8 protein-coding genes are annotated in these 11,605 nt (G+C 73.3%); 3 read left to right on the top strand and 5 right to left on the bottom strand.

Annotated elements, in window-relative coordinates:
- Nucleotides 1-26 precede the first annotated feature (26 nt).
- The gene (locus FB559_RS04475) at nt 27-1,652 is read left to right on the top strand and encodes an ABC transporter ATP-binding protein (RefSeq protein WP_141953572.1); all 1,626 of its coding nucleotides are present in this window, start codon (nt 27-29) and stop codon (nt 1,650-1,652) included.
- Nucleotides 1,645-3,375 (top strand): ATP-binding cassette domain-containing protein, encoded by a 1,731-nt coding sequence (locus FB559_RS04480; protein ID WP_141953574.1) that lies wholly within the window; start codon nt 1,645-1,647, stop codon nt 3,373-3,375. The genes FB559_RS04475 and FB559_RS04480 overlap by 8 nt, the downstream gene beginning before the upstream one ends.
- Here the strand turns inward: FB559_RS04480 and FB559_RS04485 are convergent.
- The 4 genes from FB559_RS04485 to FB559_RS04500 form a co-directional block, all read right to left on the bottom strand.
- Nucleotides 3,372-4,004 (bottom strand): class I SAM-dependent methyltransferase, encoded by a 633-nt coding sequence (locus FB559_RS04485; RefSeq protein WP_141953577.1) that lies wholly within the window; start codon nt 4,002-4,004, stop codon nt 3,372-3,374. The two genes, FB559_RS04480 and FB559_RS04485, sit on opposite strands and share 4 nt — an antisense overlap.
- 354 nt (nt 4,005-4,358) lie before the next feature.
- Nucleotides 4,359-4,964 (bottom strand): response regulator transcription factor, encoded by a 606-nt coding sequence (locus tag FB559_RS04490; RefSeq protein ID WP_141953579.1) that lies wholly within the window; start codon nt 4,962-4,964, stop codon nt 4,359-4,361.
- A gap of 324 nt (nt 4,965-5,288) precedes the next feature.
- On the bottom strand, nt 5,289-6,431 hold the full coding sequence (gene hutI, locus FB559_RS04495; protein WP_141953581.1) for an imidazolonepropionase: 1,143 nt from the start codon (nt 6,429-6,431) through the stop codon (nt 5,289-5,291).
- Between the two features lie 129 nt (nt 6,432-6,560).
- Nucleotides 6,561-7,019 (bottom strand): DUF4279 domain-containing protein, encoded by a 459-nt coding sequence (locus FB559_RS04500; RefSeq protein WP_141953584.1) that lies wholly within the window; start codon nt 7,017-7,019, stop codon nt 6,561-6,563.
- Nucleotides 7,020-7,121: 102 nt separating this feature from the next.
- On the opposite strand from FB559_RS04500, the gene FB559_RS04505 reads away from it, so the two are divergent.
- Nucleotides 7,122-8,534 (top strand): FAD-dependent monooxygenase, encoded by a 1,413-nt coding sequence (locus FB559_RS04505; protein WP_141953587.1) that lies wholly within the window; start codon nt 7,122-7,124, stop codon nt 8,532-8,534.
- On the opposite strand, the gene FB559_RS04510 is transcribed toward FB559_RS04505, so the two are convergent.
- The gene (locus tag FB559_RS04510) at nt 8,513-11,596 is read right to left on the bottom strand and encodes an AfsR/SARP family transcriptional regulator (protein ID WP_141953589.1); all 3,084 of its coding nucleotides are present in this window, start codon (nt 11,594-11,596) and stop codon (nt 8,513-8,515) included. The two genes, FB559_RS04505 and FB559_RS04510, sit on opposite strands and share 22 nt — an antisense overlap.
- Nucleotides 11,597-11,605 lie beyond the last annotated feature (9 nt).

Here is an 11,605-nt window from a genome sequence, read left to right on the forward strand (position 1 = left end):
GCAGGACCACGACAGCAAGGAGACCGATGACGGCGAGCAGGCTCGTGATTCGGACGATCCGCTACGGCGGCGTCTGGGCGAGTCTGCTCGCCGTCACCTCTTTGGTTCAGGCCGGGGCCGCGGTCCTCCTGCCGGCGGTGCTCGGCCGGGCCGTCGACGGCATCCTCGGTGGCTCCCGCGCACTGACCTGGCCCGCTCTGTACGCCGGCCTGGTCGCCCTCTCGATGGCCGGCGATTCCCTGAGCGAACTCTCCATCGGGGCGAGCACGGCCAACGCGACGGCGCGGCTGCGGCACCGGTTCACCCGGCACGTACTCGGGCTGGGCACGTCCGCCGGTCTTCCCGCCGGGGACCTGACGACCCGCGCGGTCACGGCGACGGCGGACACCGCGTACGCGCCGTCCGCCTCGATCCTCGCGCTCACCGCCGTCGTCCCTCCCTTCGGCGGAGTGATCGCCCTCATCCTTCTCGATCCCTGGCTCGCGCTGACGTTCACGCTGGGCCTGCCCGCGATCGCCGCGCTGCTCCGGTCGTTCGTCCGCGACACGTCCTCGGTGGTCACGCGGTACCTCGAGGCCCAGGGCCTGATCGCCACCCGCCTCGTGGAGACCCTGGCCGGCAACCGTACGGTCGCCGCCGCCGGAACCGCCGAACGCGAGACCGGCCGGATCCTGCAGCCCCTCCCCGAGCTGGCCGGACACGGCTACGCGACCTGGCGCATCCAGGCGACGACGTCGGGCCGCGGCACGCTGGCCGTCCCGCTGCTCCAGGTCGCGGTGCTCGCCGTGGCGGGATACGAACTGGCCCGCGGGCGGCTCACCACCGGCGGGCTGCTCGCGGCGACGCAGTACGCGGGCCTCGGCTCCGACATCGGCCCGCTGATCGCCCAGCTCGGGCGGCTGGCCCGCGCCCGCGCCGGCGCGTCCCGGCTGACCCCGGTGCTGGAGCGGCCGGTCCCCGTGTACGGCTCCGCGGCGCTGCCGGACGGACCCGGGCGGCTGGAGTTCCGGCACGTGTCGGCCGCCTCCGTACTCGACGGTCTCGACCTGGTCGTCCCGGGCGGCGCCGCGCTGGCCGTCGTCGGGCGCTCGGGTGGCGGCAAGTCGCTGCTCGCCGCGCTGGCGGGGCGGCTGGCCGACCCCGACGACGGCCGGATCCTGCTCGACGGGATGCCGCTGACGTCGCTGGACCATGACGCGCTCCGGCATGCCGTCGGGTACGCGTTCGCGCGACCCGCTCTGTTCGGCGCCACCATCGCCGACGCGATCGGCGGAGACGCCGAGGCCGCCGCGCGTGCGGCCTGCGCGGATCCCTTCATCCGCCGGCTGCCGCTCGGCTACCGGACGCCGCCGTCCGAAGCGCCGATGTCGGGCGGAGAGCTGCAGCGTCTCGGCCTCGCTCGCGCCTTCGCCCACCCCGGGCGGGTACTCGTCCTCGACGACGCCACCTCCAGCCTCGACACCGTTACCGAGGTGCAGGTCGGCGACGTACTCACCCGTGACGGCAGGACCCGGTTGATCATCGCGCACCGGGTCGGGACGGCGGCACGCGCGGACCTGGTCGCCTGGCTCGACGGCGGCCGGGTCCGCGCCTGCGCACCGCACCACGAGCTGTGGCCGGATCCGGAGTACCGCGAGGTGTTCGGTGAATGAGGTACGTGGCCACCGGGTCCTGGCCGCCGCGCTGCGCCGGCAGCCGCGCCGGCTCGTGCTGTTCGGCGTCTGGTCGGCGCTGGAGGCGGCTCCCGTGCTGGTCTTCGGGCGTGCGGTCGCGGGCGCCACCGACGCGTTCCTCGCCCACCGTGTCGAGGCCGCGCTGTGCTGGCTGGCGGTGCTGGCCGGCGCGGCGGTGGTCGGGGCGGTGGGCGCCACGCGGGTGTACGGGCCGCTGGCCGCGATCGTCGAACCGCTCCGCGACGCCCTCGTCCGCCATGTCGTACGGGGCGCGGTCCACGACTCGGTACGCACCGGGCGCCGTGACGACGGCGCCGTCGCCCGCCTCACCCAGCAGGTGGAGATCGTCCGAGATACGTTCGCCGGGCTGCTGATGATCGTCCAGGGCTTCGTCTTCACGCTGGCCGGCGCGCTGATCGGCCTGCTGACGCTGATGCCGGTGACGCTCCTGCTGGTCGTGCCGCCGGTCCTCGTGGGGCTCGGGCTGTTCCTCTGCCTCGTCTCGCGTTCGATCACCCGGCAGCGGCAACTGATCCTCGCCGAGGAGCGGATCGCCGAGTCCGCCACGGCGCTCGCGGCGGGCCTGCGGGACGTCACCGCGTGCGGCTCGGAGGAGGCGATGGCGGCCTCGGCCGGACGGTTGATCGACGCTCAGGCCGCGACCGCGCGGTCGATGGCCCGGCTCGCCGCCGGCCGTACGGTGGCGCTGGCCGTGGGCGGGCGGCTGCCGCTGCTGCTCATCCTGGGCGCCGCGCCGTGGCTGGTACGGCACGGCGCGACGCCGGGCGTCATCCTGGGTTCGCTGACGTACGTGCTGCAGGGCCTCTCCCCCGCGCTGAGCACGATCATCCGGGGAGTGGGCGGCAGCGGACTGCGGCTGGCCGTGACGCTGGACCGCGTCATGGAGGCGGCCGAGGTGACGCAGGTGCCCCGGCCGTCCCGTCCGGCAGGCGGCGACCTGCGGCTGTGCGGGGTGAGCTTCGCGTACGGGCCCGGGGCCGCGCCGGTGGTCGACGACCTGTCCCTGCGGGTGCCGGACGGCGACCACCTCGCCATCGTCGGCCCCAGCGGCATCGGCAAGTCGACACTGTCGCTGCTCGCCGCCGGCCTCCTCACGCCCTCGGCGGGGTCCGTCACCCTCGGCGGCGTACCCGCCGACGAGGCGGACCCGGACGACCGCGCGCTGATCCCCCAGGAGGCGTACGTCTTCGGCGGCACGCTGCGGGACAACCTGTGTTATCTGCGCCCCGGCGCCTCCGACCACGCCCTGGACCGCGCCGTCACGGCCGTGGGCGCGGGTGACCTCGCCGAACGACTCGGCGGATATCGAGCCGAGGTGTCCCCCGAGACGCTCTCGGCCGGCGAACGCCAGCTCATCGCCCTCGTACGGGCGTACCTGTCGCCGGCGCGGCTGGTCATCCTGGACGAGGCGACCTGCCACCTGGACGCCCTCGCCGAAGAACGGGCCGAACGCGCCTTCGCGTCCCGCCCCGGCTCACTCATCGTCATCGCCCACCGGATGACCTCGGCCCGCCGCGCGCGTCACATCCTCGTCCTGGACGGCACCCGCTCGTGGCTGGGCACCCATGAGGACCTGCTCGCGGACTGCGGCCTCTACCGCGAGCTGCACGGCCACTGGTCGGCACCACCTCCGGAACCGACCGGGCGAACGGGTCGCGAAGCCTCCCCGTCCCCGGCCTAGGAACGGCGGCGGGCCAGCAGGTGGGCGTCGAGGAAGCCACGCTCGGAGGCCGGATCGTGGACGAGCCGGCCGAACACCACGAGCCCTGCCTCTGCCAGGAGTCCGGCGAACCGGTCCACGGGCCAGCTGTAGGCAGGAGTCACCTTGTGGTCGAAGCGGACCGGCTCCGGTCCGTCGGTCGCGAAGAACGAGACCAGGAACAGCCCCTCCGGCGCCAGGACGCGCACCTGCTCGGCGAGCAGCGCGGGCAGTTCCCCGGGCGGGGTGTGGATCATCGAGTAGTGGGCCATCACGCCGCCGAGCGCGCCGTCCTCGACCGGCAGGGACTCCATCCACGCCTCGTCGAACCGCAACGCCGGATTGGCCCGCCGGGCATGGTCGACCATGGCCGGGGAAAGGTCGAGGCCGAACGCGTCCAGCCCCTGCTCGTGCAGCAGGGCCGTCAGATGTCCGGGTCCGCACCCGACGTCGGCCACTCGCCGGTTCCCCGTACCGCGCACCAGCTCGGCGAAGATACCGATCATGGCCCGCGCGAACGGCTGCGTCTCCAGCCGGTCGGCGAACAGCGACGCGTACAACTCGACGACCCCGTCATAGGCCGCCCTGGTCTCCCGCTGATGCTCCACCACGGGCAGAGAAGCTAACACCGGTGCACGTTCTTCGGCGTCCCGTCACCTGATCACGGGACGGTCTGCCGGCGGCGTCAGGGGGCGAACCAGCTGTCATGGGGTGGCGCGCAGGCCGTCCGAGGGCGCGTACGGGAGCGGCTGGAAGAACTTCCACGCGTACCCGTAGGGGTCGAGACATTCGAGCTGCGTTCGGTGAGGAGTCCAGGACCGGCCACGATGCCTTGGTCCGGCGAATCGTGGCCAGTGCCGCACCCGGCGGACCGAGGGTGGTCGATCCCCCTCGGCCGCTGCGGGGCACCGCCCCCGGGGGCTCCCGAGCCCCCGGGGGCCGCACTCGGCCGGCAGGCGGGCCGGTCATAACCAGCCCGCGTCGTCGGCGATGCGGATGGCGTCGATCCGGTTGCGGGCGCCGATCTTCCCGATGATGCGCGAGATGTGGTTGCGCACCGTTCGTACCGAAAGGAACAGATGGCCGGCGATCTCCGCGGATGACGCACCCTGCGCCGCGAGCCGCAGTACGTCGACCTCCCGGTCGGTCAGGGGACTCTCCGCGCTGTCGAGGGCGGCGAAGGCGAGCTCGGAGTCGATCACCCGCTCGCCCTGTGCGGCCCGGCGTACCGCGTCGGCCAGGTCGTCCGGAGGGGCGTCGATCAGCAGATAGCCCATGACCCCCGCGGCGACGGCGCGGCGCAGATCGCCCGGCCGGCGGCGATTTGCCATTATGACGATCGCGCATGACCGTAATTCGTCGTGGAGAGATTTGGCGATCGCAAATCCGTTGGCATCCTCCATACCCGCCCCGAGCAGGACGACGTCGGGTTCGAGTTCCAGGGCGGCGGGAAGTGCCTTGTCTGCGGATTCCAACGCCGCTACCACCGCCATATCCGGATGTCCGGAAAGCAGGGCGACCAGGCCGCCCCGAATCAGGTTCATATTCTCAACGATGAGAACGTGGATCACGTTTAGCCTCGTGTGGCATAGTCGATTTCGCCGGACGACGTTACCCGATCAAACGGCGAATCACCCCAGCAGCAGCTAATGAATAGACGTTCACTTCTTGTGATAACGGATAGGGCATCACCTGAGGTCGCAAACGATCAAGAACGTGCATCGTGGACTCCTGAGGGGCTAGGGCCAGTGCACCTTTAACACTGGATGACAATCCGTGATCAGTCAACGTCCACGCGTGGCCGGGAAAGGCCCTGACGCCGGTGAATGCTTATTCAACCGCGGCGAAACAATGTTCCGCGATACGCGTTTCGCGGCCAAATATCCCCCGGCCGCCTATATCGGTCCGCCCGCACGCCATACGCGGGCCACTTGGGGGACCCCGGGCCGGTAGGCGAGATGGATGTGCGACGGTGCGTCGAGCATGAGGACGTCGGCGCGGGCACCGGGCCGCAGATGCCCGACGTCGGTGCGCCGCAGCGCCTTCGCCCCGCCCTCCGTGGCCGCGCGTACGGCCTCCTCCGGCGTCATGTGCATCTCGCGTACGGCCAGGGCGATGCAGAACGCCATGCTGGACGAGTAGCACGAGCCCGGGTTGCAGTCGGTGGCCAGCGCGACGCTCGCGCCCGCGTCGATGAGCGCGCGGGCGTCCGGGTACGGCTGGCGGGTCGAGAACTCCACGCCGGGCAGCAGCGTCGCCACCGTCTCCGAGCCCGCCAGCGCGGCGAGGTCCTCATCGGACAGGTACGTGCAGTGGTCGGCGGACGCGGCGTCGTACTCGACCGCGATCCCCACCCCCGGCCCGTGGCCGAGCTGGTTGGCGTGCAGCCGCGGCACGAGACCGGCGGCACGCCCGGCGGACAGGATCTGCCGGGTCTGGTCCGCGTCGAAGGCCCCCCGCTCGCAGAACACGTCGATCCAGCGCGCGTGCGGCGCGCAGGCGGCCAGCATCGGGCCGGTGACGAGGCCGACGTACTCGGCGGGATCGACACCGGCCGGTACGACGTGGGCGCCGAGGAAGGTGACCTCGTCCACGAGCTCGGCCGCGATCCGCACGGCCCGCTCCTCCTGCTCCACGGTCAGGCCGTACCCGGACTTGCACTCGACCGTGGTCGTGCCCTGCCGGGCCATCTCACCGACGATCCTGCGCACGTTGGCCCGCAGGTCGTCGTCGGAGGCGGCGCGGGTGCGCTCGACGGTCGTACGGATCCCCCCGGCCGCGTACGGCCGGCCGCTCATCCGCGCGGCGAACTCCTCCGCCCGCTCCCCCGCGAACACCAGATGCGCGTGGGAGTCCACGAACCCGGGCAGCACCGCCCGGCCGCCCGCGTCGTAGCTCTCATCGGCCGCCGGCGCGTCCGCGGCCGGCCCGGCCCACGCGACGCGGTCACCGTCGATGACGAGCGCGGCGTCCTCGATCAGCCACCGGTCCTCGGCGGCCCCGGCCAGCTCTCCGATGTTCGTGATCACGGTGCTCACCCCGCCAGCATCCCATCCACGGATCGCCGCCCACAGGACCCGGAGACGGCAAGCCGTCTCGCATCCGAGACACCGGTCCCGAGAGGTAAGCGACTCTGCCAGGCCGGGCGCCGGGCCGGCTGGTGCGGTTCAGGGGGATCCGTACTCGTCAACGTCCAGGTGGGCGCCCGTCGCGACGAGGAACTCCAGCACCTCGTGATCGAGGGCCCAGCCCAGAAGACGGTGCCGGTCGGCGGGATCTCGCGGGCGCTCGAGCGCTTCTCCGCCGGAATGATCGAAGTAGCGCACCACCTCGAGAACCGCGCCGGCCTGGTCCGGATCCCGGGCCCTGAGCTCCGCGGAGAACGCCACGATCCGCTCCCGGCAGGGCCGGAGACGGTCCATGATCTGGCCGATCTGCTCGTCGACCGCCAGGCCGGGCTTTCGGCACACGATCTTCCACGCATGGCGGATCGGCCTCGGCGGCTCGGCGATCCGACTGCCCCGAACCGATACCTCGTCTGGTTCCATGCCCAGCCGCTCCGCCATCTCCGCTGCCGGGACGACCGCGCTTTTCAGCGCGAAATAGGCGTACTGCTCGATCTCCACGTGGCGGACCCTAACCGGTGACGCCGCGGGCGGTCGTGGATGGCATCCGGCTGTCAGCGGGATGCCGGTGAGCTGACAGCGGCGCCCGGCAGCGTGCGCGGCATGGACGAGACACAGGTACTGATCGCGGGCGCCGGGCCGACCGGGCTCACTCTGGCATGCGACCTCGCGCGGCGTGGCGTCGACGTGCGGATCGTGGAGAAGGAACGGCTCGCCGGGTCGCGCGGGAAGGGGCTGCAGCCGCGCACGCTGGAGGTCTTCGACGACCTCGGCGTGCTCGATGCCGTGATGGCCGCCGGGGCGGAGTACCCACCCCTTCGCTCGTACGCGGGCGGCGAGGTCGTCTGGGAGGGCCGCATGCACGAGCCGAAGGAGCCGACGCCGGAGGTTCCCTATCCCAACGTGATGATGCTCCCGCAGTGGCGCACCGAGCGGATCCTGCGCGACCGGCTGGCCGAGCTGGGTGTCCGCGTCGAACACGCCGAGCTGACCGGGTTCGAGCAGGACGCCGACGGCGTGACGGCCGTTCTCGACGGGACCCGGCAGGTCCGCGCCGCCTACCTCGTCGGCTCGGACGGTGGCCGCAGCCTCGTGCGCAAGCGGCTCGGGGTCGGTTTCGAGGGCGAGACCCACGAGACCGAGCGGATGCTGATCGCCGACGTCCGCACCGACGACCTCGACCGCGAGCACTGGCACATCTGGGGCGACATGGCGACACAGGCGCTCAAGGTCGGGCTCTGCCCGATGCCGGGCACCGACGTCTTCCAGCTCACCGCCCCCGTCACCGGTGACGAGACGCCGGACCTGTCCCCGGCGACGTTCGAGAAGCTCGCCGCGGAGGTGTCCGGCGTACGGCTGCGGGACGTGGGCTGGATGTCGCTCTACCGCGTCAACATCCGGATGGCCGAACGCTTCCGCGACGGCCGGGTCTTCCTGGCCGGGGACGCCGCGCACGTGCACTCCCCGGCCGGCGGGCAGGGCCTCAACACCGGTGTGCAGGACGCCTACAACCTCGGCTGGAAGCTGGCCGCCGAACGCGCGCTGGACACGTACGAGGAGGAACGGCTCCCGGTCGCCGCGGGGGTGCTCGGTCTCAGCACCCGCCCGTACCGCGAGATCGCCGAGCGGCAGGCCGAGGCGTACCGCCGTGGCGGGGAGACCGAGCAGCTCGGCATCGGCTATCCCGGCGGCTCGCTGTCGGTCGGCGGCGGGAAGGCCGGGCAGCGCGCTCCGGACGCGCCGCTGCGCGACGGGCGGCTGTTCGACGTCTTCCGCGGCCCGCACTTCACCCTGCTCGGCTTCGGCGAGCACCATGCCGAGACCGTCGCGCGGATCGGCGAGCGGTACGGTGCCGCGGTCCGTGCCCACACCGTGGGCGCCACGGGCGATCTCGTGGACTCCGGCGGCCACGCGCGCCGCGCGTACGGCACGGACGGCCTGGTCCTGGTGCGGCCCGACGGTTACATCGGGGTCTACGACGCCTCGCCGGAGGACTACCTGCGGGCGCTGGCCTGACGGGCGAACGACTCGGGTGAGGAGAGGACGCGCGACCAGGCGGCCGCGAACCGCTCCTCGCCCAGCTCGGCCCGGCAGCGGTCGAGCAGGGCACGTACGCCGGGGTCGGCGGTGTCCTCGATGCCGCGCAGCGTGCGTGCCGCGCTGAGGACAGCCACGGCGTCGTCGTGCCTCAGGCGGCAGGCGGCGCCCTCCAGAACCGTCGCGCGCGCCACGTCGTCGCCGGAGCCGGCGATCAGGGTGAGGGCATGCGAGGCCAGCTCGCCGGCACGGTCGTCGTCGCCCAGCGCGGCCTCGGCGCAGGCCGCCGACATGTGCAGGAGCGCCAGGAACTGCTTCGGAGCCTCACGTACGCACGCCAGCGCCGCCCGGTGGCACCTGGCCGCTCCGTCGGGATCGCCGTCCGCGTACGCCAGGTCGCCGAGCGCGTGGCGGACCCGGGCCAGCGCGAGCGCGTCCCCGCCGCGCTCGGCGGTCACCAGCGCCCGTTCGAGGTCGGTACGGGCACCGGCACGGTCACCGGCCCTCGTCCGCGCCTGTCCCAGCTGGACGAGCAGCATCATCGGCGCCGGGATCTCCTCCACTCCGCCGACCGCGGCGGCACGGGCCCGCGCGCGTTCGAGGACGCGTACGGTGTCCGACCACGAACCGCGGTTGGCCAGCACCATGCCGAGCGCGAAGAGGGTGACCGCCTCTCCCCAGCGGTCGCCGACCGCCGTGAAGCCCTCCTCGGCGGCGCGCAGGTGCTCCTCCGCCTCCCCCGCGCCGCCCGAGGTGAACTCCAACCGCACGAGTCCGGAGGCCAGGCCGGCCATGGCCCGCAGCCACGGGTCCGGACTCGCGCCGAGGCGTTCGGCCACCTCGGACGCGTGCGCCCGGATGACGGCGGCCTGGCCCATGTGACCGCCCGCGATGGTCCAGGCCCCGAGGGCGGCCGGCCGGTCGGAGCGGTTGACCACCTCCAGCGCGCGCTGGACACCGGATGAGTCCTCGGCCGCCGCGATGAGGACGCACATGCCGTGCGCCAGCTCGTGACCGGGTGGGGCGTCGTCGCCCACGGCCGCGAGCACGGCCCGCGCCCAGTCTTCCGCCTCGCGCCGGCGCCCGCGCATGACCCACGGCCAGGTCCGCGCGATTATCAGGCGCAGGGCCGTACCGTGGCGCCCGGACTCGATGGCGTGGCCGAGCGCCGCGTCCAGGTTGCCCTGCTCGGCGTCGAGGCGTGCCAGCCACAGCAGCTGGTCGCCGCCGCGCAGCCTCGGCTCGGCGGTCTCGGCGAACCCCGCGTAGAAGCCGGCGTGCGCGGCACGTACACGCCCGGCCTCTCCCGCCTGTTCCAGACGCTCACGCGCGTACTCGCGCACGGTGTCCAGGAGGCGGTAACGGACGTCCTGCTCGTCCTCGGTCATCAGGAGGAGAGACTTGTCGACCAGCCCGGCGAGCAGGTCGACGGTGTCGCGGGCGGGCTCGCAGACCGAGGTCACGGCCGCCACGGTGGCGCCGCCGAAGAAGACCGACAGCCGCCGGAGCACCTCGCGCTCGGCCTCGTCCAGGAGCTCCCAGCTCCAGTCGACGACGGCGCGCAGCGTACGGTGGCGCGGCTGGGCGGTACGGCTGCCGCGCTCCAGGAGCCCGAACCGGTCACCGATCCGCTCGGTGAGCTGCCCGACCGTCAGCGACCGCAGGCGTGCCGCCGCCAGCTCGATGGCGAGCGGGATGCCCTCCAGCTCGCGGCAGATGTGGGCGACGTCCTCGTTGACGGTGAATCCCGGCCGCACCGCCGCGGCGCGCTCGGCGAACAGCGCGACCGCCGGCGCGGCGCGGGGGTCGGTCCCCGGCTCGGGCAGCCCCAGCGGGGACAGCGGGAACAGGGTCTCGCCGCCGATGGCGAGCGGTTCGCGGCTCGTGGCGAGGATGGTGACGTCCGGCGCGGCCGCCAGGAGGTGTTCGGCGACGCCCGCGGCGGCGTCGATCACGTGCTCGCAGTTGTCGAGGATCAGGAGCAGGTCGTGGCCTGTGAGCATGGACGCGAGGCGTTCGAGCGGTGGCCGGCCGGTGTCGGTGCCGAAGACGCCGTCGTCTCCGACCGTGGCCACCACGGCCGGGACGACGCGTGCCGGATCGGCGACGGACCCGAGCTCGACCAGGCGTACGGGCCGCGACAGGCCGGACGCCGCCTCCAGGGCCAGGCGGGTCTTGCCGGTGCCGCCGAAGCCCGTGATCGTGACCAGCCGGGACTCCTCCAGAGCGGCGCGGAGTGCCGCCAGTTCGGTGTCACGGCCGACGAAGCCGGTCGCCCGCGCGGGCAGGCCGCCCCTGCGTGGCGCGCGCTCGGTCCGCAGCGCCGCCAGGTGCGCGGCCCGCAGCTCGGGACCGGGGTCGACGCCGAGCCGTTCGGCGAGGTCGTGCCGGATCCGCTCGTAGGCCTCCAGTGCCTCCGCACGCCGGTCCGCGGCGCACAGCACGCGTACCAGCCGGGCATGCAGGCGTTCGCGCAGAGGGTGCTCGCGTGCCGGCTCCTCGACCTCGGCCACCGGCACGTGCGTCCCCGCCGCCAGGTCGGCGTCGATCCGATCCTCGATCATCGCGAGACGCGTCTCTTCGAGTCGCGCGGCCGGCGCCATGGCGAACAGGGCGCCTCCCGCGTCGGCGAACGGCGTCCCGCGCCACAGCTCGAGCCCGGCGCGGAGTACGACCCCCGCACGCTCCGGGTCTCCGGCCTCCAACGCCGCATGCCCGTCCTCGGCCGCCCGCTCGAACATCCACACGTCCACGCCGTCGGGCGCGACGTCGAGGAGGTACCCGGCGGGATGCGACACGATCACCGCGCGCTCACTCCCGAAGGCCCGGCGCAGCCGGGCGACGAGCGTCTGCAACGCTCCGGCGGGATCCACGGGCAGGTCATCGCCCCAGAGGTCCTCGGCGAGCCGGTCGGCCGTCACGACCCGCCCGGGGTCGAGCGCGAGCCGGATCAGCAGGAGCCGCAGCCGCGCCCCACCGACCTCGATGGGCCGGTCGCCCTCGCCCCGCACCCGCAGCGGTCCCAGCATCGCCACACGCATAACGCGGTG

The organism is Actinoallomurus bryophytorum (assembly GCF_006716425.1).
Classification (GTDB): Bacteria; Actinomycetota; Actinomycetes; order Streptosporangiales; family Streptosporangiaceae; genus Actinoallomurus; species Actinoallomurus bryophytorum.

Excerpts from the sequence above, each read along its gene's own strand:
- FB559_RS04475 (WP_141953572.1), top strand. The coding sequence starts at position 27 with ATGACGGCGAGCAGGCTCGTGATTCGGACGATCCGCTACGGCGGCGTC.
- FB559_RS04505 (WP_141953587.1), top strand. The coding sequence starts at position 7,122 with ATGGACGAGACACAGGTACTGATCGCGGGCGCCGGGCCGACCGGGCTC.
- FB559_RS04510 (WP_141953589.1), bottom strand. The coding sequence starts at position 11,596 with ATGCGTGTGGCGATGCTGGGACCGCTGCGGGTGCGGGGCGAGGGCGAC.